This is a genomic window from Neobacillus sp. NPDC058068, assembly GCF_042885335.1.
Classification (GTDB): domain Bacteria; phylum Bacillota; class Bacilli; order Bacillales; family Cytobacillaceae; genus Neobacillus.
Genome location: NZ_JBHVSI010000026.1, coordinates 39,108 through 65,401 on the forward strand (window position 1 = coordinate 39,108; position 26,294 = coordinate 65,401).

The 26,294-nt window shown below is 39.6% G+C and carries 28 protein-coding genes; 23 read left to right on the top strand and 5 right to left on the bottom strand.

Annotated features, from left to right (window positions below):
* The first annotated feature begins 98 nt into the window (after window positions 1-98).
* From ACFVSW_RS24065 to ACFVSW_RS24110, 10 genes are all read left to right on the top strand, one after another.
* A complete protein-coding gene (locus ACFVSW_RS24065; protein WP_387319154.1) occupies window positions 99-1,259 on the top strand; it encodes a cation:proton antiporter in 1,161 nt (386 codons plus the stop codon).
* A 162-nt stretch (window positions 1,260-1,421) separates the two neighbouring features.
* Window positions 1,422-1,550 carry a hypothetical protein gene (locus ACFVSW_RS24070; RefSeq protein WP_387319155.1) on the top strand — a complete coding sequence of 43 codons (129 nt, stop codon included), beginning with the start codon at window positions 1,422-1,424 and terminating at the stop codon, window positions 1,548-1,550.
* A gap of 268 nt (window positions 1,551-1,818) precedes the next feature.
* The gene (locus ACFVSW_RS24075) at window positions 1,819-2,817 is read left to right on the top strand and encodes an ABC transporter substrate-binding protein (RefSeq protein WP_387319156.1); all 999 of its coding nucleotides are present in this window, start codon (window positions 1,819-1,821) and stop codon (window positions 2,815-2,817) included.
* Window positions 2,818-2,903: 86 nt separating this feature from the next.
* A complete protein-coding gene (locus ACFVSW_RS24080; RefSeq protein ID WP_387319157.1) occupies window positions 2,904-3,935 on the top strand; it encodes an ABC transporter permease in 1,032 nt (343 codons plus the stop codon).
* A complete protein-coding gene (locus tag ACFVSW_RS24085; RefSeq protein ID WP_387319158.1) occupies window positions 3,910-4,704 on the top strand; it encodes an ABC transporter ATP-binding protein in 795 nt (264 codons plus the stop codon). The genes ACFVSW_RS24080 and ACFVSW_RS24085 overlap by 26 nt, the downstream gene beginning before the upstream one ends.
* A 245-nt stretch (window positions 4,705-4,949) precedes the next feature.
* Window positions 4,950-6,065 carry a 4-hydroxyphenylpyruvate dioxygenase gene (gene hppD / locus ACFVSW_RS24090; RefSeq protein ID WP_387319159.1) on the top strand — a complete coding sequence of 372 codons (1,116 nt, stop codon included), beginning with the start codon at window positions 4,950-4,952 and terminating at the stop codon, window positions 6,063-6,065.
* 300 nt (window positions 6,066-6,365) lie between these two features.
* Window positions 6,366-7,298 (top strand): fumarylacetoacetate hydrolase family protein, encoded by a 933-nt coding sequence (locus tag ACFVSW_RS24095; RefSeq protein WP_387319160.1) that lies wholly within the window; start codon window positions 6,366-6,368, stop codon window positions 7,296-7,298.
* The gene (locus tag ACFVSW_RS24100; protein ID WP_387319161.1) at window positions 7,298-8,461 is read left to right on the top strand and encodes a homogentisate 1,2-dioxygenase; all 1,164 of its coding nucleotides are present in this window, start codon (window positions 7,298-7,300) and stop codon (window positions 8,459-8,461) included. The genes ACFVSW_RS24095 and ACFVSW_RS24100 overlap by 1 nt, the downstream gene beginning before the upstream one ends.
* A gap of 113 nt (window positions 8,462-8,574) precedes the next feature.
* Window positions 8,575-9,189, top strand: a complete 615-nt coding sequence (locus tag ACFVSW_RS24105) for an NUDIX hydrolase (RefSeq protein WP_387319162.1) — start codon at window positions 8,575-8,577, stop codon at window positions 9,187-9,189.
* Window positions 9,190-9,278: 89 nt separating this feature from the next.
* Complete coding sequence (locus ACFVSW_RS24110) at window positions 9,279-10,640, top strand: aspartate kinase (protein ID WP_387319163.1); 1,362 nt, start codon at window positions 9,279-9,281, stop codon at window positions 10,638-10,640.
* Window positions 10,641-10,731: 91 nt separating this feature from the next.
* Here the strand turns inward: ACFVSW_RS24110 and ACFVSW_RS24115 are convergent, their stop codons facing one another.
* On the bottom strand, window positions 10,732-11,298 hold the full coding sequence (locus ACFVSW_RS24115) for a DUF2238 domain-containing protein (protein WP_387319164.1): 567 nt from the start codon (window positions 11,296-11,298) through the stop codon (window positions 10,732-10,734).
* Between the two features lie 164 nt (window positions 11,299-11,462).
* On the opposite strand from ACFVSW_RS24115, the gene ACFVSW_RS24120 reads away from it, so the two are divergent.
* Complete coding sequence (locus ACFVSW_RS24120; protein ID WP_387319165.1) at window positions 11,463-12,080, top strand: GntR family transcriptional regulator; 618 nt, start codon at window positions 11,463-11,465, stop codon at window positions 12,078-12,080.
* 32 nt (window positions 12,081-12,112) lie between these two features.
* Here the strand turns inward: ACFVSW_RS24120 and ACFVSW_RS24125 are convergent, their stop codons facing one another.
* Window positions 12,113-13,672 carry an ABC transporter permease/substrate-binding protein gene (locus tag ACFVSW_RS24125; RefSeq protein ID WP_387319166.1) on the bottom strand — a complete coding sequence of 520 codons (1,560 nt, stop codon included), beginning with the start codon at window positions 13,670-13,672 and terminating at the stop codon, window positions 12,113-12,115.
* Window positions 13,672-14,793 (bottom strand): ABC transporter ATP-binding protein, encoded by a 1,122-nt coding sequence (locus tag ACFVSW_RS24130; protein ID WP_387319167.1) that lies wholly within the window; start codon window positions 14,791-14,793, stop codon window positions 13,672-13,674. Before ACFVSW_RS24130 ends, ACFVSW_RS24125 begins: the two co-directional genes overlap by 1 nt.
* A gap of 273 nt (window positions 14,794-15,066) precedes the next feature.
* Here ACFVSW_RS24130 and ACFVSW_RS24135 point away from each other — a divergent pair, with 273 nt between their 5' ends.
* Both ACFVSW_RS24135 and ACFVSW_RS24140 read left to right on the top strand, forming a co-directional pair.
* Window positions 15,067-15,750: a M50 family metallopeptidase gene (locus ACFVSW_RS24135; protein ID WP_387319168.1), complete on the top strand. Its 684-nt coding sequence runs from the start codon at window positions 15,067-15,069 to the stop codon at window positions 15,748-15,750.
* Window positions 15,751-16,039: 289 nt separating this feature from the next.
* Window positions 16,040-16,504, top strand: coding sequence for a GreA/GreB family elongation factor (locus ACFVSW_RS24140; protein ID WP_387319169.1), 465 nt, complete (start codon window positions 16,040-16,042; stop codon window positions 16,502-16,504).
* A 72-nt stretch (window positions 16,505-16,576) separates the two neighbouring features.
* Here the strand turns inward: ACFVSW_RS24140 and ACFVSW_RS24145 are convergent, their stop codons facing one another.
* Both ACFVSW_RS24145 and ACFVSW_RS24150 read right to left on the bottom strand, forming a co-directional pair.
* On the bottom strand, window positions 16,577-17,098 hold the full coding sequence (locus ACFVSW_RS24145; RefSeq protein ID WP_387319170.1) for a MerR family transcriptional regulator: 522 nt from the start codon (window positions 17,096-17,098) through the stop codon (window positions 16,577-16,579).
* Window positions 17,085-17,984, bottom strand: a complete 900-nt coding sequence (locus tag ACFVSW_RS24150; RefSeq protein ID WP_387319171.1) for a MerR family transcriptional regulator — start codon at window positions 17,982-17,984, stop codon at window positions 17,085-17,087. Before ACFVSW_RS24150 ends, ACFVSW_RS24145 begins: the two co-directional genes overlap by 14 nt.
* Before the next feature lie 253 nt (window positions 17,985-18,237).
* Between ACFVSW_RS24150 and ACFVSW_RS24155 the strand changes: the two genes are divergently transcribed.
* From ACFVSW_RS24155 to ureC, 10 genes are all read left to right on the top strand, one after another.
* Window positions 18,238-18,882: a VC0807 family protein gene (locus tag ACFVSW_RS24155; RefSeq protein WP_387319172.1), complete on the top strand. Its 645-nt coding sequence runs from the start codon at window positions 18,238-18,240 to the stop codon at window positions 18,880-18,882.
* 36 nt (window positions 18,883-18,918) lie between these two features.
* Entirely contained in the window at window positions 18,919-19,518 is a 600-nt protein-coding gene (locus ACFVSW_RS24160; protein ID WP_387319173.1) for a TetR/AcrR family transcriptional regulator, read from the top strand.
* A gap of 77 nt (window positions 19,519-19,595) precedes the next feature.
* Window positions 19,596-20,111 (top strand): GNAT family N-acetyltransferase, encoded by a 516-nt coding sequence (locus tag ACFVSW_RS24165; RefSeq protein ID WP_387319174.1) that lies wholly within the window; start codon window positions 19,596-19,598, stop codon window positions 20,109-20,111.
* The gene (locus ACFVSW_RS24170) at window positions 20,111-20,776 is read left to right on the top strand and encodes a DUF2306 domain-containing protein (RefSeq protein WP_387319176.1); all 666 of its coding nucleotides are present in this window, start codon (window positions 20,111-20,113) and stop codon (window positions 20,774-20,776) included. The genes ACFVSW_RS24165 and ACFVSW_RS24170 overlap by 1 nt, the downstream gene beginning before the upstream one ends.
* 86 nt (window positions 20,777-20,862) lie before the next feature.
* On the top strand, window positions 20,863-21,603 hold the full coding sequence (locus ACFVSW_RS24175) for a polysaccharide deacetylase family protein (RefSeq protein WP_387319177.1): 741 nt from the start codon (window positions 20,863-20,865) through the stop codon (window positions 21,601-21,603).
* Between the two features lie 118 nt (window positions 21,604-21,721).
* A complete protein-coding gene (locus ACFVSW_RS24180; protein ID WP_387319178.1) occupies window positions 21,722-22,069 on the top strand; it encodes a hypothetical protein in 348 nt (115 codons plus the stop codon).
* A 157-nt stretch (window positions 22,070-22,226) separates the two neighbouring features.
* The gene (locus tag ACFVSW_RS24185) at window positions 22,227-23,735 is read left to right on the top strand and encodes an aminotransferase class V-fold PLP-dependent enzyme (protein ID WP_387319179.1); all 1,509 of its coding nucleotides are present in this window, start codon (window positions 22,227-22,229) and stop codon (window positions 23,733-23,735) included.
* Between the two features lie 188 nt (window positions 23,736-23,923).
* Complete coding sequence (locus ACFVSW_RS24190) at window positions 23,924-24,226, top strand: urease subunit gamma (RefSeq protein ID WP_024028927.1); 303 nt, start codon at window positions 23,924-23,926, stop codon at window positions 24,224-24,226.
* A 33-nt stretch (window positions 24,227-24,259) separates the two neighbouring features.
* Window positions 24,260-24,583 carry an urease subunit beta gene (locus ACFVSW_RS24195; protein ID WP_387319200.1) on the top strand — a complete coding sequence of 108 codons (324 nt, stop codon included), beginning with the start codon at window positions 24,260-24,262 and terminating at the stop codon, window positions 24,581-24,583.
* The gene (gene ureC, locus ACFVSW_RS24200; protein ID WP_387319180.1) at window positions 24,580-26,292 is read left to right on the top strand and encodes an urease subunit alpha; all 1,713 of its coding nucleotides are present in this window, start codon (window positions 24,580-24,582) and stop codon (window positions 26,290-26,292) included. The genes ACFVSW_RS24195 and ureC overlap by 4 nt, the downstream gene beginning before the upstream one ends.
* Window positions 26,293-26,294 lie beyond the last annotated feature (2 nt).

Sequence of the window (26,294 nt, forward strand, 5' to 3'; positions counted from 1 at the left end):
CCCTTTTGGTTTGACAGGCTTTTTTCTATTCTTTAGGGAAGAGTCTGTCATTATTGAGACAGACTCTTTTATATTTTTTGAAAAGGAATGGTGATTAGATGGAATTAATCTTTGAGTTAGCGATTATTTTATTTGCTTCTAAATTAGCAGGGGATATTAGTGTAAGGTTTGGCCAGCCCTCTGTTTTAGGGAAGCTTCTTGTAGGAATCCTTTTAGGTCCAGCGGTTTTGGGGCTCGTATCCGAAACGAAAACATTGGAAGAGCTAAGTCAACTAGGCGTTATACTGTTAATGTTTATTGCGGGTATGGAGACCGATCTAGATGAATTTAAACGATCTGGGAAAGCAGCGACACTCGTTGGTGTTAGTGGAATAGTCGTCCCGCTGTTTGTAGGTTACTTAACAGGAATCATGTTGATGATGACGACCTATGAAGCGGTATTTTTAGGGCTGCTGCTGTCAGCTACCAGCGTAAGTATTTCCGTTCAGGCACTGAAAGAGCTTAATAAAATGCAGTCAATAGAAGGGACGACAATATTAGGAGCGGCCGTGATTGATGATGTGCTCGTCATAATTGCCTTAGCGTTTTTAATGAGTATGGCAGGCGGGGATGTAAATTTAAGTATGGTCATTATAAAAAAAGTACTATTCTTTGGAGGAGCTATTTTAGTAGCTTGGAAGGTTGTGCCGTGGGTATTAAAGAAGTTTGCCCCGTTAAAGGTGACGGAATCTCTCCTGTCCTCCGCATTAATTATTTGTTTCCTTTTTGCCTATGTGGCAGAATTAACAGGTGTTGCTGCCATCATTGGCGCGTATATTGCGGGGGTAGCAATTGGTTTAACAAAATATAAGCATGAAATAGTTGAAAAGGCAGGAACACTTGGTTATTCGATTTTCGTTCCGGTTTTCTTTACCTCTATTGGTGTGAAAGCAAGCTTTGCGGGTCTTTCGCAGCATTTAGGTCTTATAATTGTCCTTAGTATTCTAGCAATCTTAACCAAATTAATTGGTGCTGCAGCTGGGGCGAAAATGGCGAGCTTTTCGTGGAGAAACTCGCTCGGAATTGGAGCGGCAATGGTTTCTCGCGGGGAGGTTGCTTTAATTATTGCCACGATTGGATTGGAGTCGAAGTTAATCAGTCCAGAACTATTTTCGATAATAGTCATCGTCGTTCTTGTAACCACGCTTGTTACTCCGCCGATGATGAAATACTTTTTTAAGCAGCCGAGTCTTCGAAAAGATATGAAAAACACTGCGTAAAGGAAGAAAAATCCAGCCCTATTTAGGCTGGATTTTTCTACTTTTTATGGTACTGATTATAATGGTATAAAACTTTTTAAAATACCCCCGTATTTTACATCAATAGATCGAAATGTTTATTAAAGAAATATTCAATTGAAAACTTAGGAGGTTAGAGATGAGATGGGCATCGTTTTAATCGATATCGACAAATTACTTGAAGCAACTACAGATCTAACATCTGAGAAAAACATTCATAATGTGAAAAAAGTTGAGATAGATAAATTACTCGAAAACACCCGTGATTGGTAAGATACATATTTTCGTTCCTCCCCTCATAATTTAAAATACATGCGTCAATGCCTTCTACTAGTTAGAAGGTATTTTTTTTTTTTTTTTCTAAGAAGGGAGGATGAGGTAATTTGTTTCCTTATAGGGGATTATGTCGCTTTAAAGCGAAAAAATATTTTTGCTATTTCTATTGCTTTTAAACCAAAAAAATACTAGAATAATCTAATATATTTAATTTTTAGAAAATTTATTGTTTTCGAAAAGGGTACTATTAGGGGGATGTTGGTTAATGAAGAAAAAAGTTCAAGCACTTTCAATTGCCTTGGCAGGAATGCTGCTGCTAGCCGGCTGCGGCAGTAAAGAATCAGCAGGAGGTTCAGAAAAGGGAGGAACGGATAAGAAGTTCAAAGTCGGAATTAGCCAGTATGCTCCGCATCCTTCCTTAGATGCTGCGACAGAGGGATTTAAGAAGGCGTTGGCAGACAAGGGTATTAAAGTAGAGTATGATGAGCAAAATGCGCAGGCAGATCCGAATAATCCTCAAGTAATTGCCAAGAATTTTGTCGGCGACAAGGTAGACTTGATTTTTGCCAATGCTACCCCAAGTGCGACTGCTGCCTTAAATGCGACAAAGAAAATTCCGATTATCTTTACTTCGGTGACAGACCCAGTCGGTGCTGGCTTGGTAAAGGCGTTTGATAAACCAGGGGAAAATATTACTGGTACAACTGACAACCATCCGGAAGCAACTAAAAAGACGATTCACTTTATTACCGATGAACTAAAAGCAAAAAACATTGGTGTCATCTATAACTCTGGGGAACAGAATTCAGAAGTACAAGTGAATGAAGTAAAAAAATTAGCGGAAGAAAAAGGCGCTAAACTTGTCGAAGTTTCTGTTGCAAATACGTCTGAGGTTAAGCAGGCAGCCGAGTCACTAGTCGGTCGGGTCGATGCCATCTATATTCCAACTGATAATACTGTTGTTACTGCCCTTGATTCGGTCATCGCTGTAGCCAACAGCAAAAAAATTCCTCTTTTCGTCGGCGAGCTTGATTCGATGAAAAAAGGTGCCGTTGCAGCAAGTGGCTTCAGCTATTTTGAACTCGGCTATCAATCCGGATTAATGGCTGTAGAAATTTTAACAGGGAAAAAGAAGGCTTCTGAAATTCCTGTGGAACTTCCAAGCAGCTTAAAGCTAGTCATCAATAAGGCTGCAGCCGAAGCACAAGGTTTAAAAGTGAAAGAGGAATGGAGCAAGCTTGGCGAATTTTATGATGGAAAATAAGAAATGACTTTTTTCAAGGGGGAGATCTGTTTAGAGGTTACCTCCTTGATTCATACATATGAATGAATTTTGAAAGGATGATCTCAATGTTTACAGCCATATTTTCATCATTCGAAACAGGTATCATCTATGCGATTATGGCACTTGGCGTCTATCTTTCCTTTCGTATTCTGGATTTCCCAGATTTGACGGTGGATGGGAGTTTTGTAACAGGAGCAGCGATTTCAGCGGTAATGATTGCGGGTGGGGTTAACCCATTTATCGCTACAATAGTGGCCTTATTTGCTGGTTTTGCCGCAGGATGTATAACAGGGCTTCTCCATACATTTGGAAAAATAAATAACTTGCTCTCCGGAATCTTAATGATGATTGCACTATATTCCATTAATTTAAGAATCATGGGACGCCCCAATACCCCGCTATTAAATATCGAAACAGCATTTACCAAAATTAGCGGCTTATTTGAACGCACCGGAATTGATTCATTTTTCAATCGTTTCCTTTCAATGGTTGGTCTTGGGGATAGTCTTCCGGACACATGGGGAATTCTCATTTTTATGATTTTCGTCACCTTCGTTATCAAGTTCCTAACCGATCTGTTCTTACAAACGGAAATTGGTTTAGCAATCAGAGCGACCGGAGACAATAAGCGAATGATTCGCAGCCTTTCCGCTAATACAAACCTTCTTGTCATTCTTGGACTGGGGCTTTCCAACGCATTGGTTGCTTTCTCAGGCTCCCTGATTGCCCAGCAAGGCGGCTCCGCCGATGTCGGAATGGGAATCGGGATGATCATTATCGGCTTAGCCTCTGTTATTATCGGTGAGGCTCTATTCGGGACAAAAACCATTGCAAGAACAACTCTTGCTGTCATTGGCGGTTCGATTATTTACCGAATTGTCGTATCCATGGCCCTTAGGATTGATTTCTTGAAACCTGGCGATATGAGGCTGATTACGGCAGTAATTGTCATTGTTGCTTTAACAACACCGAAAATAATCGAGCGATCGAAAGAGAAAAAGCGAAAAGCGCGGAGAAGGGCAGAACATCTATCTGCCATTCGTACTTCTGCCACGGGAAAGGGGGACAATCATGCTACACTTAAATCAGATTCATAAGATTTTTAATGAGGGGACACCCGATGAAAAGATCGCGATTGATCATGTTAACTTAACCCTTAAACCCGGTGATTTTGTTACAATTATTGGCAGTAATGGCGCGGGAAAGTCGACTTTAATGAATGTCATTTCCGGTGTTTTATTCCCTGATATCGGGGAGGTTCATATTGGCGGAAAAAATGTAACCAATATTTCTGAATTTAATCGTTCAAAAATGATTGGACGCGTCTTTCAAGACCCTATGGCCGGAACGGCTCCAAGTATGACGATCGAAGAAAATCTAGCGATGGCTTATTCACGGAATAAATCAAGAACACTCCGAAAAGCAGTCACGAAAAAAAGACGCGATTTATTCCGGGAAGTGCTTGAATCCTTGCATCTTGGTTTGGAAAACCGCCTCAGTGCAAAGGTCGGTCTATTATCCGGCGGAGAACGCCAGGCACTATCGTTATTGATGGCCACCTTCACGGAACCATCCATCCTTTTATTGGATGAACATACGGCAGCACTAGATCCATCAAGAGCAGAGTTGATTACGAATCTAACCAAAGAAATTGTTGAAAAATACAAACTCACTACCTTAATGGTTACCCACAATATGCAGCAGGCAATTGACTTGGGGAATCGTTTAATTATGATGGATAAAGGACAAGTTATTTTGGAGGTGGATGAGGATAATAAGCGTCACCTGACGATTGAACGATTATTAGCGGAATTTAAACGAATTCGTGGTGTCCAAATGGTTAGTGACCGAGCGATTCTTTCGTAAAATTTTTTTAACCGCCTAAATAGCAGGAATATTTTAGTGAAAAATATATTCCCTAGTCCAATAGTAGAAACAACCTAGTCCTAGGTATGTTTCTTTTTGTTTTAGCTGAAATAATTATTATGATGATAGAGTATTTCTTTACTGCCTAAAAGCGTTATTGCTTTACTTCCTGCTCTTGAGAGAACAAAAGCCTTCATTTAAGATTAATTCAGAATATTAATATTATTATAAATGGAGGTTTCTAGATGAAAGAACAAAGAGTAAGGGCAGATCAGCTTGTCGATGACTTTTTTCCAGTTAGGGATGTCGATTATATTGAGATTTACACGGGGAATGCTAAGCAATCTTGTCACTATTTTTGCACGGCCTTTGGGTTTACGCCGGTTGCTTATTCCGGACTAGAAACAGGGAATCGTGAAACGGTCTCCTATGTCCTCAAGCAGCGAAATATTCGTCTTGTGATTACAGGCTCTTATTCTGAAGAAAGCCGGGTAGCTCAATTTGTCAAGAAGCACGGGGACGGCGTAAGGGATGTAGCCCTGTTGGTCGAGGATGTTGATAAAGCATTCGAAGAGGCCGTAAATAGAGGAGCCATCGCCCATGCAGCCCCATTTGAAATGAAGGATGACAAGGGAGTCGTTAAAAAAGCTGTTCTCGGTACATATGGTGACACAATCCATACGTTAATCGAACGCAAAAGTTATCAAGGGGCGTTTCTACCAGGATTTGAGCCATACTCTATCTATTTGCCAAATGAGGATGCCGGGTTAATTGGGATAGACCATGTGGTGGGTAATGTGGAGCGGATGGAAGAATGGGTTGAATATTATTCGAAGGTAATGGGCTTTAAAGAAATGAAGCATTTCTCTGACAAGGATATTACCACGGAATACTCGGCCTTGATGTCAAAGGTCATGCATAATGGCGGGCGCATCAAGTTCCCTATCAATGAACCGGCTGAGGGGAAACGGAAATCGCAAATCCAGGAATATCTGGAATTCTACAATGGTCCAGGAGTCCAGCATCTGGCCATATTAACCGAAGATATTGTCTCAACAGTTGCCACTTTGAAGAAGAACGGTGTTGAATTCCTTAAAACACCTAGTGCTTATTACGAATCATTAGGTGAGCGGATTGGCAAAATTGATGAAGATATTGAAAAGCTTCGTGAATTAAATATTTTAGTTGACCGTGATGATGAAGGTTATTTATTGCAGATTTTCACTAAGCCGATTGTCGACCGTCCTACTGTTTTCATTGAAATCATTCAACGAAAAGGGGCGCGCGGTTTCGGTGAAGGAAACTTTAAGGCATTATTCGAATCGATTGAGCGTGAGCAGGAAAAACGCGGGAACCTGTAAAATATCGAAAACATAGAAAAGCTATATTTAAAGGGGAAAATTACCAAACGGAGCGAAAAAGGGAGAAAAATTTCTCCCTTTTTTTAAGGCTGTGTTAAAGAACATTGTTGATTTTGAGCACAATGTTGATTGGACGTGGATACAGCGAGACTCCTGCGGGAGCAGCGGGACAGGTGAGACCCCGCAGGCGCTTTAGCGCCGAGGAGGCTCACCGCCCGCCCCGCGAACCGCTCGCGCCTGGAACGGAAATCAACATTCACTTTTAACATAGCCTTTATTAAAAGGAAAAAAGGTGAACTAATGAAATTTGTAACTTTTGAAAAAAACGATGGGAAGATTAGGGCCGGGTTTCTCTTGGACCAAGAGCATGCAGTCGATATGTATGAAATGTCTGATGGGGAGTTACCTGATAATCTAGTAGATTTTCTCGATAACTGCGAGGAAAATTTAAAAAAAGCGGCATTGTTGTCCCCAACAAACAAACAGCCCGGGGTTTACCCATTAAATAAAATCCGCTTACTTGCTCCTCTTCCTTTACCCAGAAGCTTTCGTGATTTTTACGCCTTTGAGGAGCATGTGAAAACGGCAAGAGAAAACCGCGGTCTTGAGATGATTCCTGAATGGTATGAAATTCCAGTCTTTTATTTCTCAAATCACCTCGCAATTAAGGGGCCAGGGGAAGAAATCATCAAGCCATTTGGCTGTGACTGGCTTGATTATGAACTCGAAATCGCATGCATCATCGGCAAAGAGGGAAGAAATATCCGGGCGGCAGATGCTGATGAGTATATTTTTGGTTATTGTATTTTGAACGATTGGAGTGCGAGAGATCTGCAGCGGAAGGAAATGAAGATCGGACTTGGCCCAGCAAAGGGAAAGGATTTTGCCACCTCGATTGGTCCATGGATTGTCACGAAAGATGAGCTGGAACCATTGAAAACGGGAAAGGGCTTTGATCTTTCCATGAAAGCGCGGGTAAACGGACAATTACTGTCGGCAGGAAATATGAAGGAGCTTTTTTATTCCTTTGGGGAGATGATTGAGCGTGCCTCTGCCGGCGTTACCCTTTATCCAGGAGAGATGATAGGTTCTGGAACAGTAGGAACAGGATGCATCCTTGAACTTGGCCAAGAAGTGCACCGCCCTCTTGCATCTGGGGATATAGTAGAGTTACAAATTGATTGTCTAGGTATTTTACAGAATTCGATTATCGAAGGAATAGAGGTGAAATAATGTATTACCATAAAATGGGAAAAGTCCCGCATAAACGACATACGATGTTTAAAAAAGAGGATGGCAGTCTGTATCGAGAGCAGGTTATGGGAACACGAGGTTTTTCTGGCACCCAATCGATTTTATATCACCACTATATGCCCACTGAAGTGGTGAAATCTGAATTGGTTGGTCATTACTTGCCGGAATACGAAGCACAAATAGGGCTTAATCACCGTCACTTTTTGACCAACAAGACAACCCAAAAAGGTGATGCCTTAAACGCCAGAGAATATATATTAGGAAATCAAGACTTGCTGATTGGAACTGCAAATGTTACTGAGCCAATGGAAAGCTTTTATCGCAACGGTGATGGCGATGAAATGCTCTTTATCCATTACGGATCGGGAAAACTAGAAACGATGTTCGGGACGATTTCCTATACTCATGGTGATTATCTCATCATACCGATTGGAACGATTTATCGAATAATCCCTGATGCGAATGAAATGACGAAAATGCTCATTGTTGAAGCGTATAGTCAAATTACGACACCAAGGCGCTATCGTAATGAATATGGTCAGTTATTAGAGCAGAGCCCGTTTTGCGAACGAGATATTCGCGGACCGGAAACATTGATGACTTTTGCCGAGAAAAGTGAATATGAGGTTTTAACGAAATCGCGAGGTATGATTTCCTCCCATATGCTGGGACATCATCCCTTTGATGTAGTCGGCTGGGATGGCTACCTATATCCCTGGGCCTTTAATATTGAAGATTTTGAACCGATTACAGGAAGGGTTCATCAGCCGCCGCCTGTTCATCAAACCTTTGAAGGAAATAATTTTGTTGTTTGTTCCTTTGTGCCTAGATTGTATGATTACCATCCTGAGGCAATTCCTGCACCATACTACCACAGTAACGTTAATAGTGACGAGCTCCTTTATTATGTGGAAGGCAATTTTATGAGCCGTAAAGGAGTTCAGGAGGGGTCAATCACGCTTCATCCAGGCGGAATTCCTCATGGACCACATCCAGGGAAAACAGAAGCAAGTATCGGCAAAAAGCAAACACTAGAATTGGCTGTGATGATCGATACCTTTCATCCTCTAAAAATTGTAAAAACAGCTCAGGTCTTCGAAGATCCAGCTTATATGTATTCATGGTATGAAAAGAAGGAATAAGATTTTCCAGCGACAATCCAACTTTGTTGAAGTTGGGTTGTTTTTTTTCAATATCAGGATAAACATGTTATTGTAGATAGTAATAACACTCGAGAATGAATAGAGGTGAAATCATGGAGCTGGAAACAGTTGTAACAAAATTAAAAAGACATAACCCTGTGATATTAGGGAGCGAGAAGTTCGCAAAATATGCTGTAATGCTGCCTCTTATCGAAAAAGAGGATGGGATTCATGTGCTATTTGAAGTTCGTTCGCTGGAGCTCAGAAGGCAGCCCGGCGAAATTTGTTTTCCCGGGGGAAAAGTCGATTTAGAAGACATAGATGAAAAAGAAGCCGCTATTCGTGAAACAGAGGAGGAATTAGGAATTAGCGGGGAAAATATCACGGAAGTTTATCCGCTTGATTTTATGGTTTCTCCTTTTGGTATGTTGGTTTATCCGTATACAGGATTTATTAGTCAATCAGATTGTATTCAACCCAATCCTGCAGAGGTTGGTGAAATTTTTACGGTTCCTTTATCTTTTTTTATCATGAATGAGCCAAAAATCTACCATATTGAATTTAAGGTAGTGCCCGAGGAGAATTTTCCTTTTGATTTAATTGTCGGCGGTGAAAACTATAATTGGCGGACAAGAGGGATAGAGGAGTATTTTTATGTATATGAGGGTAGAACAATCTGGGGGATGACCGCGAGAATCCTTGCTCATTTTATTGAAATAATCCGTTAATTTCTCCAAAATCCCGTGGTAAAATGCTTGAATTTTTTCTGAATTTAGATAAAATTAAGATTATATTTTTGGGATTAGGAGATGTATTCATGAAGGTAGTAAAGTTTGGAGGATCCTCTTTAGCTTCCGGAAACCAAATTGAGAAGGTTTTCCAGATTGTTATTTCTGATCCCGAGCGTAAAGTTGTCGTCGTATCAGCTCCAGGGAAACGGTTTGCCGAGGATCAAAAGGTAACGGACTTATTAATTGAATGTGCTGAGCGATGTCTGCTGAAACAGGATTCAGAGGAAATAGTTGCAGCCGTCATCAAAAGGTATTCGACGATTGCTGAGGAACTACAGCTTCCTTCTGAAATTATTAGTGAAATTCAAGCTGATTTAGAAGCAAGACTAACTGGGGATAGAAGTAAACCTGAACGGTTTATCGATAGGGTTAAGGCAAGTGGTGAGGACAATCATGCTAAATTAGTGGCTGCGTTCTTCCAAGAGCAGGGGGTAGAGGCCTCTTATGTTAACCCTTGGGAGGCTGGCCTACTCGTTAGTGCTGAGCCGGGAAACGCTCAAGTTTTACCGGAATCGTATGAGCGGTTGTATTCCTTGCGCGACAGAAGCGGGCTGTTAATCTTTCCTGGATTTTTCGGGTTTAGCAAAGAAGGGGAAGTATTCACTTTTTCACGGAGCGGCTCGGATATTACGGGCTCCATCCTTGCAAATGGCCTAAAAGCAGATTTATATGAAAATTTTACAGATGTGGATGCCGTTTATTCGGTCAATCCATATATTGTCAAAAATCCTAAGGAAATCAAGGAATTAACGTACCGGGAAATGCGTGAGCTTTCATATGCCGGGTTTACCGTTCTTCATGACGAAGCCCTGGTGCCGGCCTTTCGAGCAGGAATTCCCGTTCAAATCAAGAACACGAACAATCCTGGCGCACCAGGAACGAGGATTGTTAATGAGAGCGGCAATACAAATGGTCCTGTCATTGGGATCGCCAGCGATCAAGGGTTTTGCAGTATTTATGTAAGTAAGTACTTAATGAACAGAGAGATTGGATTTGGCCGAAAACTCTTAAGCATTTTAGAAGAGTTTGGCTTATCCTATGAACACACCCCTTCGGGAATTGATGACATCTCGATCATTTTAAGGGAAAACCAGTTTGAGGTCGAAATGGAGGGGGAAATAACCAAGCGGATAATCGCAGAATTACATGCAGATGAAGTGAAATTCGAGCATAGCCTTGCCCTTATTATGGTTGTTGGTGAAGGCATGCGCCATAATGTCGGCACGATGGCAAGGGCGTCCAAAGCCTTGGCAAGGGCGAACATTAATATTGAAATGATTAATCAAGGCTCGTCTGAAGTCAGCATGATGTTTGGCGTAAAGGAAGTCGACGAAAAAAGAGCTGTTCAAGCATTGTATAAAGAGTTCTTTGCAGCCGTAACGGTGTAATCGTGAATGAAAAAAGCAGTTCTAAATTTGCGTTTAGACTGCCTTTTTTCATTAATGGGAATGAGCTTACGATTCATTTAATCACCTCTAACTAAACCTTGTGTTTTCGAACGAGAGCATACAATGCCACAATGAGACCGCCGGCTAAACCACAGATCAGGTCATACATTGTATCCTTATTGCCGCCTCTTTGCATCGTGTGGGCAATGGTTAAATCGCCGATAAATTCATAAATCTCCCAGATTACACTGGCCAAAACGGAAAGTGAGAGGACGAAAAGAAATAGTAACCAATGGGATACATCATTGCGGACATATTTTGGAATCCATCGTTTATATAATGTTATTCCAATGCAGCTAATAAATATCCCCTTAAAAAAATGAAGGGTGGAGTCCCACCAATTGAGATGAAGATAAAAGCTTTTAATCGAGCCTAAAAATAATGAACAAAATAAAAAGATAAAATAACTGACAATAATTGGAATGTTGAAGGGGTTATTTTTCAACCGTAATAGTAGAAGTGGGAGCGCGCCAGCAAAAATACCGCCGAGGGCAACCAGCCACCTTGATGAATCACCTTTCACTAGGTAATAAATACATAATGCAGCCATAAAGATGATGAATCCCACACTTAAACTGATGATTAATTTCCGTTTCATTTCACACCTCAATTAAAAAGACTCCTTACAATTATGTCCAATGTTCGTAAAATAAAGACAATAGGTGTCAATGGAAGCTTAAGATTTTTTTACTCGCAAACGTGTTCATAAAACGGTATAGTGAAATTGTAATGTTATTGAATAAATGGTGGTGATGGTCTGCTATGCAAAGGGCACAAATCCCAACTTATGAACGAATTGCGATTGATTTGGCCAATCGCATTTATGACGGGAAATTTAAAGTAGGGGAAAAAATTCACGGCAGGTCTACGTTGGCGAGTGAATATAAGGTATCTCCAGAGACAGTAAGGAGAGCAATTAAGATTTTAGAGGACGTGGAAATTGTTCATTCTACAAAAGGGAGCGGCATCGTCATCTCTTCCCGGGAGAATGCCTTTAAATATATATCTCGTTTTTCTAACCTGGCCAGCATCAAAGATCTTGAAAAGCAAATGAATTCTCTTATAGTAGAAAGAGAAAGTTTGGATGAAAAGGTTTTCGAAACTTTGCGGAAAATCATGGATTATTCTGGGAAACTTCGGCATACGAATCCATTGGCGCCAATTGAAGTGGAGGTATATCCGGGAAGCATTCATATCGGCAAAACTATTTCGGAAGTGAAATTTTGGCAAAATACCGGCGGCACCGTAATCGGGATGAAGCGAAAGGGCGAAATGATTATCTCCCCTGGACCGTATGCACTAATCCTAGAAGGGGATGTCCTCCTTGTCATTGGAGATGAAAAAGCGTATGACAGAGTTGTTCACTTTTTGGAGGAATAAGAAAAAGCCGGATAACCGGCTTTTTCTAGTAGTTATTTAGTTAATAATCCCTCTTTTTCTAAAAACTCTTTTGCCACTTTTGCAGGAGACTGTTTGAGGCTGTCGACCTTATAGTTAAGTTCTCGCATTTTTTCATCGTTAAGCCTGCCGGATAAAGTGTTTATTGCCTTTTTTAACTCCGGATGTACTTTTAATGTTTCTTGTTTAATTATTGGCACGGCATAATACGGTGGGAAAAAGTTTTTATCATCCTTTAACACCTTCAATTGAAATGCCTCGAGTAATCCATCGGTAGAAAAGGCATCGATTACATCAGTTTTATGGTTATCAAGTGCGGTATAGCGCAATCCGCCATCAACGGCTTTGACATCTTTGAAATCGATATTATACGTTTTTGCAAGTCCAGGTAATCCATCTACACGGTTTGGAAACTCAATGGTTGGACCGAAGACTAATTCATTGCTTACGTTGGCAAGATCCGATATCGACTTTATATTATACTCTTCTGCTGTGTCTTGCCGTATAGCTAAGGCATAGGTGTTATTAAACCCAAGCGGTTTTAATAAGTCAATTCCATATTTTTGCTTGAATTCTTGTTGAACAATATCATAGACTTTGTCCGGATTACTTTCTGGAGGCTGATTTAATATATTTACCAAACCTGTCCCCGTATATTCTACATATAAATCAATATCCCCATTTTTAATCGCACTGAAAGCAACCTGGGTCCCGCCAAGATTTAACTTCCGTTCTACTTGAATATCCGTCTTGTTTTCGATTAGATCGGCAAGCATATTCCCTAAAATTATGGACTCACTGAAATTCTTTGACCCAATGACGATTTTGTCTTCAGCATTGGCGATTAAATAAACTTTAAGTGAACCGGCAGCAATTAACAAAATAGAGGCTGCGCCAATTATCCATTTTTTTGCCTTTTTACTTGATTTAGCTACAGATTTTTTCTTGTTCGTATAAGAAAGGGAGGATTCAAGTTTCCCAACGGCAAAGTCAATCAAGAGTGCTAAAATACAGGCAGGAATCGCTCCGGCCAAAATCATATGATTATCGACGGTCTGTACACCTGAGAATACGAGGTACCCTAGGCCGCCTGCTCCAACGAATGCAGCAATTGTCATCAAACCAACAGCTGTAACCGCTGAAATTCTGATACCCGCCATAATCATCGGGAAGGCGAGCGGAAGCTGAACCTTTCTCATTGTTTGACTCTTAGTCAGACCGATGCCTTTGGCGGCTTCAAGAATGTCTCCGTCAATGTTTGTTAAGCCCGTATACGTATTCTTTACGATTGGAAGGAGCGAATAAAGGACAACCATCACAATCGCCGGCGTACTGCCAATTCCAACAAAGGGAATCAGAAATCCGAGTAAGGCCAAGCTCGGGACGGCTTGAATAACGTTTGTCGTTCCGATAATCGGTTTTGAAAGCTTCTTTTCATTTGAAATTAAAATCCCTAGTGGAATACCAATGATAATGGCAATAGCTACTGATATAATACTTAAATAAAGATGCTCTCCTAGTAAACTAAGTATTTGCTGATAGTTACCAGTTAGATAATTCCAAAAATCACTCATTAAAATGCCACCTCCAAGTCAATTAATTGACTGCTTAATGCTGATAAAATGCTGCTTCTTGTGATCAGTCCTGTTAACTGTTTACCACTGTTGACAACAGGAAGATAACCTATTTTATGCTCATTCATGGTTGCTAAAACGGAAATTAAATTAGCATCCTGTGAAACGGAAAGCACATTTTGCTCCATGATCATTTCAATTGAGGTAGTTCGATTGAGCAATTGAATACCTTTTAAGGTTACAAGACCCTTAAGGACATTATGTTTGTCTGTCACCATTAAACTGTCTACCTTATGTTCCTTCATGATCTCAATGGCCTGCAGTACGGTGCGCTTCGCGGTAATTTTTACAGGCTGATGAATCATGATATCCTCGGCCATCAATAATTCAGGGTTGTTCCAAACCCTTCTTTTCCCAATGAAGCCTTCAACAAAGTCATTAGCTGGATTTTTGAGAATATTTTCAGGAGTGTCGTACTGGAGGATATCGCCGTCTTTGAGAATACAGATCTTATCTGCTATTTTAATAGCTTCGTCCATATCATGGGTGACAAAGATGATGGTCTTGTTTAATTCCTTCTGCATTTGGAACAACTCATCCTGCAGTGAGCTTCTTGTGACAGGGTCCAGAGCACTGAACGGTTCATCCATCAAGATGATATCGGAGTTAGTAGAAAAGGCTCGAGCTACCCCAATCCGCTGCTGCTGTCCGCCACTTAACTCCTTTGGAAATCGGTCCAAGTATTCCTTGTCTAATCCGACCATCTCAAGTAATTCGATTGTCTTCTTCTCAATAGAAGCTGGATCTTCGCCCTTAAGCTTTGGAATTAACTCTAAGTTTTCTTTAATCGACATATGTGGAAAAAGTCCGGTGTTTTGAATAACATATCCGATATTCCTGCGTAGTTCAATGGGATTCATTGTGGAGATATCCGTCCCATTCACAAAAATTTTTCCGGAAGTTGGTTGGATTAATTTATTGATCATTTTGAGTAAGGTGGTTTTTCCGCAGCCACTCGGTCCAATAAAAACGACCAACTGCCCAGCATCAATTTCCAATGAAAAAGGATTAATGATGCTTTTGGTTCGATACTTCTTTACAATATTCTTAAACTCTATCAAATTTCATTCCTCCTAAAATAAAAATGTACGTTCACTAATGCAACAACCCGATGATAACATATAAGTTGTTGGTTTGTCGAATCCATTTCAATTTTGATCTACCCTTCTTTCAAAATTATCTGGCTTTCCAGTACATTAGATAAAAAAATAAACGGATAGTGTAAAGAAAATAAAATTAGAATTTTCTAAGTCTCTGAGTGTTAATTTGCGATTGATTCAACAAAAAATGTTAAAATGAGGTATGAAGAAATTTATTAAAGAGGGGAATCTATTTTGAGCTTTGTTCGCGAAAAATTAAGTACGAAGTTTTTCCTATTTCTCGTGATAGCTTTTTTGTTGATTCACGTACCGCTTCTTGGAAATTATGCAAAGGTCATTAATACTCTTATTCATGAATCAGGTCATGCTTTGATCGCCTTGGTTGGCGGTAATGTGGAAAAGATTTCTTTATTTATGAATTCAGAAGGGGCAACCTATAGTAATCAGTCTACCTGGATTGGCAGCTTCTTTACGAGTCTTGCCGGCTATACCTTTGCCTCGTTTATGGCGTTCCTATCTTTCTTACTGATAGGAAAGAAAAAGCAAACTCTTTTAATTGATATTTTGCTAGTTTTTATTTTTCTAAACCTTATTTTTTGGGTTCGAAACCCATATGGGATCTTTTGGCTATGCTCATTCGCTGTTGCCTTCCTCTTCTTACTAATCAAAGGGAGCCAGGCTGTACGAGATCATTTGTTACTTCTTATTGCTTCAATTCTATTAGTGGATTCAATTCAAAGTGCCTATGAAATCTTATATTTAAGCGTTATTCAGCCGTACGGAGCGGGGGATGCTGCTAACCTTGCCCAGTTAACAGGTATTTTTCCGGCACCGTTCTGGGGGATGTTTTTCTTTCTTCAATCCTTGTGGTTTTGTTATTTCGCGCTAAAAAGAGGTTACTATAAATTAGGAAATTAAAGGACTCCAGCGACTGAGCAAGAAGCTGGAGTCTTTTCTTGGTGTTTAGCATATTGGCGACTTTTCTGACTAGATATGGTAATATAATACTAAGATTTTCCTTTCCTAAAAGGGTAGGATAACTTTTCATTTTCGTATAGGGATACTACGGTTTTACTCTATTTATTAGGGGGAACCAAGGATTTTCTATACAAATGGAAGGTTCATTTTTTTATTAAGGAGGAATTTATTATGAAAAACTTTATGAAGTTCTGCAGGAAATTTGACCCTAGCTTGGAGGCGATTTATTATGAACCATAGTAAACCCACCAAAGACTTTTTCAGCCAGCAGGTTGTATTTATTGAGGAGAATATTCAGGAATTAACCACTCTTTATTTTTCTTCAACCCCTGTCCAAGAGAGAATGAAGCATTTCTTTAGTTTGTACGTCTTAGAGGTTGATGATTTACTAAAGCAAAATCGTAATAGTACTTTCATCTCATCAATTCCTAAAGTTTTTATCGGAACAAAAGTAACTGTCCTTTACGACGATGACAATGAGACGGAAGATTATACAATCTGTTTTCCAGAACAGTCTGAACCCGATCAAGGGCATATTTCCTTTTTATCACCCGTCGGCAGACAGCTGCTGCTAAAAAATCTTGGTGAACAGCTATCACTGAAGATTCCAACAGGCGAAATTCCTGTTACTATCAAGGAAATAACATATGCCGGGGAGTTGTTGGAAGTGAAAGAGAGATTAAAAGAAGCATGAAAATGACAGAAAAAAACATGTCCGAACGAGGAAATCCGTTTGGACATGTTTTTTTGCTCGGTTAATTTTGAATCAAAAGCCAAATAGAGAACCAACGATATTTTTCTTTTTTCTTTTTACTTTGCTATCATTTAATATAAATGGTTTGTCTAATTGTGGGGGTATGTTCATTTCCTTTATTTGAATTTGAAGCCGTTCAAGCTCCAGCGCTAATTGGGTTACATGATTTTGTAAATCATCTATTTCTCGGCGATGCTGGAGGATTTGATAGGATGCAACGGAATCGGCCTTGGAATTTAGCGATATTTCTAATTCGCTGACCTTCGTAACCAAACTCTCAATGGCTGTTTCCTTTTCGCCTGTTTTAACCGACCCTTTTCTAACTCGTTTTTTTTCAATCACTGGGGTAATATCCTGAAGTAATATTCCATTTTGAAGTTGTTCATGAATAGTTTTTAATAGCTCAATATCTTCGTTATTAAAATGATAATGTCCCCGGTCATTTTTTTCCATTGGCAGCTCCATCAGTTTAACCCAGCGTTGGATGGTGCTCGCAGACACCCCTAATAATTTCGCCACTTCACTTGTATTCATGTGAGTTCCCCCTTAAAGACCAGAATTTCCACCATTTCCTCTCTTTGGCCGCAGCGACATCTCTAAAGCTTACTAACATTTGCTGGAAAGCTCGTTCCCTTTGTGTAATTTCAAGCCGATATTGATTAAACTCTTCAACAAAGAATTCACGGTCGGTTGAAATAGCCTCAGTTAGACTAGAAATTTCGTTATTTGTGGTATCGGCATAATGAGTTAACTCTTCAGAGGCTTCAGACAGCTTCCTAGAAAGGGTATGAATCTCTTCGGAATTCTCAAGTGAGACATTTGCAATGCTGTTACTAAGGTAGTGTAAAGAGTCAGCGGTCAACTCCAAAGATTTTTCAAGTGTTTCGGATAACTCTCCGATATCAGCTTTGGTGTTGGCAGTTGATTTGTAAATGGAATCAGACAGTGATTTCACCGTAATTAAGGTGCCTTTTGATATTTCTTTTTTCAGCTCGTCTACTACCTCTTTACGAACAACATTACGAATTTCATCCTTAACCTCATTTAAGAAATTTTTCTTGTACGTTTCCATTGCCTCAAAAAATAGGTCAGCATTATTTGGTGCAGTTTCATCAACAGTGATTGGAGAAACCTTTTCAGCAATGATTTCTAGTGACACTTCCGCTGTTTTTGTACTATTTTCACCCCCAGCCTTTTGTCCATTTTTCATTAATTTTCGTATCTGATCTTTACTTAACTTCTTGGTGGTCATTTGTTTTATTTCTACCAGTTGGTCAATCAACAAATCTGAATAGATTCTTGCACCTTGTTTAGATCGGGGAATTTCAAACGTTTCATCAAAGTCTTTTTCCCATTGACGTAACGTCCCCGGTGCAATATTTATTTTTCTAGATACTTCTTTTAAGGTATAGGTCTTCATTAAAATACATTCCTCTCTATTGAATCTAGGAAATAATGATCTTTGTGATAGTTATTCACCAACTGGTATCCCATTTTCCTGCCTAATGACAAAAGCTATCAAAACAAGACTGAAATCACGAAATAACAACATATTCTTGCAAAATGAGCAATTTTAACTTCAGGAAAAAAAAGTAAAAAATAATTGACAAACCGACTGACGGTTTGTAAGATAAAATTGTAAGCTAACGAAAGTAAAAAGGGGTGTAGGAGAAGTGAAGGTTTCGTCAAAAAAGAAATTGATTCAAATGATTGTTTTAAGTCTTGTTATAAACGGTGCGATTCCTGTAGTTGTTTATAATTTGCTTACGAACTACTTCTCAAGTTTTGTCTCATTGCTAATCGCCACACTGATTCCATTAGGGGATAACCTATATCATGTTGTAAAATATAAAAAAGCAGATGCTTTTGGCCTGTTTATGCTAACCGGGTTTATCTTAAGTTTATTTGCCTTTGTGCTGGGAGGAAACGAAAGATTGATTTTATTAAGGGAATCGATGGTCACTGGATTATTAGGAATGATCTTTATCGCATCGTTGTTCTTTTCTAAGCCATTGATTTACCACTTCGCCATCAAATTTAGCGTTGCTGGTGAGTCCGAAAAGAAAGGGCAATTCGCGAAGAATTGGGAGATTCCCTATTTCCGCAATGTGTTAAGGATTATGACAGCTATCTGGGGAATCGCTTTATTGGGAGAAGCAATCGTTAAAATCATTCTTGTCTATGAACTTTCGATTACGGCCTTTTTAGCGATTTCACAACTTATTTTTTACGGTGTAATTGGCGCCGCCATTTTATTTACCATGGTGTATCGCAGATATGCAAAAGTACGGCTAGATCATTTAATCAAAATCCACTAATACAACAATGCAGATTAAGTAAGGAAGGTAACCATAATGACTAATACAACTATTTACAATAATCCAAGCTTCCAACACATTCTATCGATAACAGAAGAAATCATACTTGAAAAGGGCTGTCGAAATACAACCTTAAAAGACATTATTGAAAGATCAGGATTGTCAAAAGGGGCCATTTATCATTATGTGGATAGTAAGGACGAATTATTTGGGCTAATTCTTAAATCAAAAATAGAAGAAATGAATGAAAAGTTTCATTTAACAATTACTCGTTCTATTAAAGACGAAAGCCCTAATCAAGGACGTTTCGGCGTTGTCAGCCAATTTTTTCACTCGCGGCAAAATACCAAAGATATTGGCAATTTAATCTTTATATATTTGTTAAGTCAGGATAATGAAAAAGTCAAAAAAATCCTTTATGATATTTTCAAATACAGTAAAGAAACAGGAAGCCAATGGATTAAAATGGGGCAGGCAAATGGGGTTATTCCGGCGAATATTGATGCTGAAAAAATGTCAGCACTAATGATGACATTTTCATATGGGCTACGGGTCACACAAACACTAACCACGGAGGAAGAAGATAAGATAGACCCGGGCGATATCTTTAAAATGATTATGAATACATTATCATGAGTATTTCCCCTGATTAGGGGTTAAATATACTTCCAACAAACCGACAGTCGGTATGCGAAAAATAAGAGGTGGAATACATGGAAATCAATGCCCTTGGACTTGAGGGATTAAAGCCAGTAAAGCAATTATATGCTGAGATTACCTCTGATTTAAGAAAAAAAGGGGTGAAGCAATGGGATCGGTTTTATCCCAATAGATATATCATAAAGGCAGATATAACCAAAGGGAATCTATTTGGAATTATGATTGGCAGTAAAGTAGCAGGTGCAGTTGTCCTTGATACAAATGAAAGCAAATATTACCGGAATCTTAAATGGGACGATTGTAACGGCAAGCCGTTAATCATTCATCGCTTGGGAGTACTCCCTCAGTTTCAGGGGAAGGGATACGGAAAACAGCTGCTCCAATTTGCTGAAAATTATGCCGAAACGAATGGATACACCAGTATTCGTCTTGATGTATTTAGTTTAAACCCTGGAGCACTAAAGATGTACGAACGGGCTGGTTATCAATTTGTAGGAATGGTCCGTTTTCCATTCAGGAAAGCACCATATAAATGTTATGAAAAAAATATAGTTGGGAGTTTGAGATAATGAAAAATGATAAAAAAAGAAAGTTCACCGTTGGGGCGATGTATTTTATTATTGGTTTTTTTACCATCTATATATTTGTTATGTTTATCCTGAATGGTGTTGAGTGGGCACCAATGGTAAAAGGAAAAATGAAGAATCCTAATTTCTCGCTGACAACGTGGAAATGGTTTTTCTACCCGCATATTCTTTTAGGAACTATTTCGCTTGCAATCGGTCCGTTTCAATTGACGAAGAAAAGCCAAAGAAATCCGAAGCTTCATAAAATGCTGGGGAAAATTTATGCTGTGGCAATTTTCATCAATATTCTAATGGTGCCATACCTTTCACTTTCAGCAACCGGCGGGATAGGAACAACCATTGCTTTTCTTGTTCTAAATGTCCTTTGGCTCTGGACTATGTCAATCGGAGTACTTAGGGCGACACAGCGAAAAATTACCGCCCATAAAGAGTGGATTCTTCGTAGTTATGCAATTACCTGGGTTTTCGTTACGTTTCGAATTTTCGCCATTCCCTTTTCATTATTCTTAGACAGTTCCCTTGCATTTCCCATTGCCGTTTACCTGGGCATTGTCATGAACCTCTTATTTGTTGAATGGCGGAAGCCGAAGAATAAGAAACTACCACAGGGCGAAAAATCGGAGCGACAAATCCCGTCATATAAATGAAGTTTTTTAGAAAATAGTTATAGTTGATATCTTTTTCAGGAAGAATAAGATGAAAAATATATTAATAACATAAAGTGAGGCACGCGATGAAAAGGTTATTACTTCTATTCTTTTGTTTTCACTTCTTAAGCCTTCCTGAAAAAGTATCAGCTGCCGACCCAGTTCCAATTTTGATTTATCACTCGATTGACGAATATAATGGCCATGGCTCTAAAGAGCTCTATGTAACTCCTGAAAATTTTGAAAAACAAATGACTTATTTACGGGACCATGGTTTTACATTATTAACCTTTGAACGCTGGCAAGAAAGGAAGAGAGTTAACAAACCGATTTTTCTAACCTTCGATGATGGCTACAAAAATAATCTAACAGTCTTCAGTATTTTTCAAAAGCTAAAAACGGACCATTTTTCTCCAACAGGCACCTTTTTTATCATTTCTGACTTTATCGGCCGTTCTAATCGCCTATCAAAAACTGATTTAAGAAGACTGGCCGAATCAGGGGTCATTTCTGTCCAATCACATACGGCCACACATCCGGATTTAACAAAAGTGGATAATCTTGATTATGAACTTAAAAAATCCAAAGAAAAGATTGAAAAAATAACCGGAAAAGCGGTTATTGCACTCTCTTACCCTTATGGCAGCTTTAATAATCAGGTTGTATCTGAAACGAAAAAGCATTACCAATTTGGACTTACAACAATACCGGGTCCTTTTTCTGAAATAGGTACAAAAAATGAGCTTTACTTATTACCAAGAACGTATATTAAATATTCAACATCACTTGCAGACTTTGTAAAAATAGTGGAAGGAAATAAACATTGATAGCATTATGAAAAAAAGATATTGATAAACCAATGTAATCTGAACGAAACTTCCGTGTAAACAAACACCGTTATAATAGTGGAAACGTACTATATCCTCGATTAGGGTGGGTGTTTAAATGGAAGAAACAATGGTAAAATCCTATTTGCAAAAATCACTGGATGAGTGGAAGGATGATATTTCCTTAGTCCTTACTGAAATTGCAAAGGAATATGATGAAGTTGCGCAGGAATTAAAGGTGTATTCCTATAAATATGGGATCACGAAGCAAGTGATTCAATCGACGGTAAATGAGGAAATCATCGAAAAAATTCGTGAGATGTACCATAAACCTTTTGAAGAAAATTACAACCAGTTGAAAGAATACATAAAAGACCTAGAGGAAAAACGCCGTGTATTTCAAATGTTTATCCAAAAAATTGATGAAGTAAGCAGGAAGGAGTCTGCTAAAATTACCACTTATTAGGACTTCGGTTAAGGTAATAATAAATATTTTAAAGAAGTGAGGCAATTCTTATTGAAGAATGCCTCCTTTTTGTTTTTCTGTATCGAATAGAGCGAACCACTGGAAAAGTGTCCTGCATATATTGATTAGCAGGAATGATTTGTGAGGTGTGAAACAAATGATTACCGCTACTATTGGAAGCAAAACCTATCGAATTCCGAATAACCTTGAGGAATATTTTAAAACTTTCCGTTCGCAGGTGATTGGTATGGATCAAGAATTTGAGTCACCATATGGAAAAAAGAAAATTATTTATGCGGACTGGATAGCAAGCGGGCGTCTTTACCGGCCAATCGAGAAAAAAATTTCTGAGGTTTTTGGACCTTTTATGGCAAATACACATACAGAATCAAATGTAACCAGCTTGATGATGACAGGGATTTATAAGCAATCGAAGAATATTATTAAGGACCATGTAAATGCGGGTAAGCATGATGCTGTCATCCTCGATGGCTTTGGGGTGACATCTGTAATAAATAAATTTCAGCGGATTTTGGGAATCAGGGTACATGAAAAGTGGAAAAAGCGTCTGCAGCTACAGCTTTCTGAAAATGAAAGACCCGTTATTTTCTTAACGCATATGGAACATCATTCGAACCATACATCCTGGCTTGAGACGCTAGGGGACGTGGTTCTAGTAGGACCTGATGCGAATGGACCAGTGGATATCAATCAACTGGAACAGCTCCTAGACCGTTATAAGAATCGCCGGTTGAAAATTGGTTCGTTTACAGCCTGCTCGAATGTAACAGGGATTAAGACCCCTTATCATCAATTAGCAAAAATTATGCATCAACATGGAGGTCTTTGTTTTGTTGATTTTGCTGCATCTGCCCCGTATACAGCGATTGACATGCATCCGAAGGACCCGTTGGAAAAACTGGATGCAGTATTCTTCTCGCCACACAAGTTTTTGGGGGGACCGGGTTCAAGTGGTGTCTTAGTTTTTGATAGAAGGTTGTATACCAATAAGGTTCCTGATCATCCCGGCGGTGGAACAGTTACCTGGACGAATCCGTGGGGTGAACACCAATATTACTCGGATATTGAGCTGCGTGAGGATGGAGGAACACCTGGGATACTGCAAGCGATTCGGACCGCACTTTGCTTGAATTTGAAAGACCGAATGGGTGTTGAAAATATTTTAAATAGAGAAAATGAACAGTTAGCCCTTTTACTGCCCCAATTAGAACAAATCCCTGAGTTCCGTCTATTGGATGGTCATTTAAGGGACTGCTTAGGGATTATTTCGTTTTCAATCGAAGACATTCATTATAATTTAATCGTTCGCTTGCTAAATGATCGGTTTGGCATTCAAGTAAGGGGCGGTTGTTCTTGTGCAGGTACTTACGGGCATCATTTATTTCATCTTAATAAGGAAGCTTCGAAGCAAATTACTGATAAAATTGATCATGGTGATATGTCAGATAAACCGGGTTGGGTTCGATTCTCCCTCCATCCGATTATGACAAATGAGGAAGTCCTGTTGTTTGTAAGGGCAATCAAAGAAATTATTATAAACATTGACGATTGGAAAAAGGATTATGTTTATGATAAAGCAAGTAATGATTATTTCTATATACACCATATAAGGGAAGATATGTCACCGTTATTCCGTTTCGAATGATAGTTTAAATGGGTGTAAGGATTCGCCCTTAAAAGACCGAAATACAATGAAAAGGCCGATTTAAATCAGCCTTTTTTTATTTTATTTAATTAATAAATTTTCCCCCCTGTTTAAAAACAACACAATATGGAGATTTTTATTGAAGGATGGGTAAATAATTGGACTAAATTCCCAAAGGAGGCTTTTAAATGCAATTAGTACCCCGAGAGATTGACAAGCTTATGATTGTTGTCGCAGCCGATGTTGCGAAAAGGAGAAGAGAAAGAGGCTTGAAATTAAATTATCCCGAGGCAGTAGCACTTATCACTAATGAAGTGTTAGAGGGCGCAAGGGATGGAAGAACCGTAGCCGAATTGATGGAATATGGTGCTACCATTTTGAGGCGAGAAGATGTAATGGAAGGTATTGCAGATATCATTGACGATATTCAAGTAGAGGCAACATTTCCGGATGGAACAAAACTAGTGACCGTCCATGATCCAATTCGATAAATTCAGCAGGAGGCATAAATAATGGAAATTGAAATGGAACCTGGTCAATTGTTTTTAAAAGAGGAACCGATTATTTGTAATGAGGGAAGAGATAAATCTAGGCTAAGAGTAACTAATACGGGAGACCGTCCTGTCCAAATAGGTTCTCATTTTCATTTTTTTGAGGTGAATGAAGCCTTGCAATTCAATCGGGATGAAGCCTTCGGTAAACGATTGAATGTCCCCGCTGGAGCTGCGGTTCGCTTCGAACCTGGTGATGAAAAAGAAATAGAATTGGTCTGTTTCGCCGGGGAAAGGAAAGTTTACGGTTTTAATAATAAAACCGATGGTTCTGTTGAAAGCGAGTGTGGAAAATGAGCTTTAAAATGACAAGAAAACAATATTCCCAAATGTACGGACCAACTACTGGTGATTCCATTCGGCTTGCAGATACGGATTTATTTATTCAAATTGAGAAGGATCATACTACATACGGCGACGAGGTTGTTTTTGGCGGCGGAAAAGTGATTCGTGATGGGATGGGGCAGCATCCGCTTGTAACTCGAGGAGATGGAATTCCTGATGTGGTCATTACAAATGCGGTTATTTTAGATTACACGGGAATCTATAAAGCAGATATCGCGATTCGTGACGGGAAAATTGCCGGAATCGGTAAAAGCGGAAATCCTCTAGTGATGGATGGAGTCGATATCATCATCGGTGCCTCCACAGAAATTATTGCCGGTGAGGGTATGATTGTGACCGCAGGCGGAATTGACACACATGTGCATTTTATTAATCCAGCACAAGTGGATGTTGCACTCACGGCGGGGATGACAACGTTAATTGGTGGGGGTACAGGAGCAACGGCAGGCTCAAGGGCCACTACTGTCACTCCTGGAGAATGGAATATACACCGTATGCTTGAAGCAATAGAAGGGCTTCCAATTAACGTTGGATTAACGGGTAAAGGACAAGCAGCAACGGAAGAACCGTTAGCAGAACAAATACAAGCAGGCGCAATCGGACTAAAAGTTCATGAAGACTGGGGCGCAACACCTTCAGCTATTGACCATTCATTGAAGGTGGCAGACAAATATGATGTGCAAGTGGCCCTCCATGCGGACACCTTGAATGAGGCAGGATTTGTTGAAAACACGATTGCAGCAATTAAGGACCGGGTTATTCACTTGTATCATACGGAAGGTGCAGGCGGCGGACATGCTCCGGACTTAATCAAGGCAGCCAGCTTTATGAATGTCCTGCCGTCATCAACCAATCCAACAATGCCCTATACCGTTAACACCGTCGATGAACATTTAGATATGCTAATGGTTTGCCATCACTTAAATCCATCGGTACCTGAAGATATAGCCTTTGCCGATTCACGGATTAGAAAAGAAACGATTGCTGCTGAAGATATCCTTCAGGACATGGGGATTTTCAGCATGACCAGTTCAGATGCACAGGCGATGGGGCGTATTGGCGAGGTGGTCATTCGGACATGGCAGGTAGCAGACAAAATGAAAAAACAAAGAGGCTCTTTAACAGGGGATAATAAGCTTTCCGATAATAATCGGGCAAAGCGATATATTGCGAAATATACGATAAATCCTGCAATTACCCATGGAATCGCTGATCATGTCGGATCTATAGAGGTAGGAAAAATCGCGGATCTTGTGGTGTGGTCACCGGCGTTTTTTGGTGTGAAACCAGAACTTGTTCTAAAGAGTGGTTTCATTGTATATGGGATGATGGGGGATGCAAATGCATCGATTCCAACGCCGCAGCCGATAATAAGCCGCCCGATGTATGGCTCCTATGGAAAAGCATTACCAAAAAGTTCGATAACGTTCATTTCTCAAGCCGCGTATGAAGGAAAAGTACATGAACAACTTGGATTAGAAAAAATTATTCTACCAGTTCATAGCATTCGGAAATTAACAAAGAAAGATATGAAGCTAAACTCCGAAACACCTGAACTATCTGTGGATCCCCAAACGTACGAGGTACGAGTAAACGGTGAATTGATTACATGTGATCCAGTAGATAAAGTGCCAATGGCCCAACGATATTTCCTGTTTTGAGG

Coding starts and splice junctions, on each gene's coding strand:
- ACFVSW_RS24115 (WP_387319164.1), bottom strand. CDS start 11,298: ATGAAACGGAAATTAATCATCAGTTTAAGTGTGGGATTCATCATCTTT.
- ACFVSW_RS24185 (WP_387319179.1), top strand. CDS start 22,227: ATGATTACCGCTACTATTGGAAGCAAAACCTATCGAATTCCGAATAAC.
- ACFVSW_RS24140 (WP_387319169.1), top strand. CDS start 16,040: ATGAACCATAGTAAACCCACCAAAGACTTTTTCAGCCAGCAGGTTGTA.
- ACFVSW_RS24080 (WP_387319157.1), top strand. CDS start 2,904: ATGTTTACAGCCATATTTTCATCATTCGAAACAGGTATCATCTATGCG.
- hppD (WP_387319159.1), top strand. CDS start 4,950: ATGAAAGAACAAAGAGTAAGGGCAGATCAGCTTGTCGATGACTTTTTT.
- ACFVSW_RS24075 (WP_387319156.1), top strand. CDS start 1,819: ATGAAGAAAAAAGTTCAAGCACTTTCAATTGCCTTGGCAGGAATGCTG.
- ureC (WP_387319180.1), top strand. CDS start 24,580: ATGAGCTTTAAAATGACAAGAAAACAATATTCCCAAATGTACGGACCA.
- ACFVSW_RS24160 (WP_387319173.1), top strand. CDS start 18,919: ATGACTAATACAACTATTTACAATAATCCAAGCTTCCAACACATTCTA.
- ACFVSW_RS24105 (WP_387319162.1), top strand. CDS start 8,575: ATGGAGCTGGAAACAGTTGTAACAAAATTAAAAAGACATAACCCTGTG.
- ACFVSW_RS24175 (WP_387319177.1), top strand. CDS start 20,863: ATGAAAAGGTTATTACTTCTATTCTTTTGTTTTCACTTCTTAAGCCTT.
- ACFVSW_RS24120 (WP_387319165.1), top strand. CDS start 11,463: ATGCAAAGGGCACAAATCCCAACTTATGAACGAATTGCGATTGATTTG.
- ACFVSW_RS24180 (WP_387319178.1), top strand. CDS start 21,722: ATGGAAGAAACAATGGTAAAATCCTATTTGCAAAAATCACTGGATGAG.
- ACFVSW_RS24195 (WP_387319200.1), top strand. CDS start 24,260: ATGGAACCTGGTCAATTGTTTTTAAAAGAGGAACCGATTATTTGTAAT.
- ACFVSW_RS24150 (WP_387319171.1), bottom strand. CDS start 17,984: ATGAAGACCTATACCTTAAAAGAAGTATCTAGAAAAATAAATATTGCA.
- ACFVSW_RS24170 (WP_387319176.1), top strand. CDS start 20,111: ATGAAAAATGATAAAAAAAGAAAGTTCACCGTTGGGGCGATGTATTTT.
- ACFVSW_RS24065 (WP_387319154.1), top strand. CDS start 99: ATGGAATTAATCTTTGAGTTAGCGATTATTTTATTTGCTTCTAAATTA.
- ACFVSW_RS24100 (WP_387319161.1), top strand. CDS start 7,298: ATGTATTACCATAAAATGGGAAAAGTCCCGCATAAACGACATACGATG.
- ACFVSW_RS24110 (WP_387319163.1), top strand. CDS start 9,279: ATGAAGGTAGTAAAGTTTGGAGGATCCTCTTTAGCTTCCGGAAACCAA.
- ACFVSW_RS24095 (WP_387319160.1), top strand. CDS start 6,366: ATGAAATTTGTAACTTTTGAAAAAAACGATGGGAAGATTAGGGCCGGG.
- ACFVSW_RS24190 (WP_024028927.1), top strand. CDS start 23,924: ATGCAATTAGTACCCCGAGAGATTGACAAGCTTATGATTGTTGTCGCA.
- ACFVSW_RS24125 (WP_387319166.1), bottom strand. CDS start 13,672: ATGAGTGATTTTTGGAATTATCTAACTGGTAACTATCAGCAAATACTT.
- ACFVSW_RS24070 (WP_387319155.1), top strand. CDS start 1,422: ATGGGCATCGTTTTAATCGATATCGACAAATTACTTGAAGCAACTACA.
- ACFVSW_RS24085 (WP_387319158.1), top strand. CDS start 3,910: ATGCTACACTTAAATCAGATTCATAAGATTTTTAATGAGGGGACACCC.
- ACFVSW_RS24145 (WP_387319170.1), bottom strand. CDS start 17,098: ATGAATACAAGTGAAGTGGCGAAATTATTAGGGGTGTCTGCGAGCACC.
- ACFVSW_RS24165 (WP_387319174.1), top strand. CDS start 19,596: ATGGAAATCAATGCCCTTGGACTTGAGGGATTAAAGCCAGTAAAGCAA.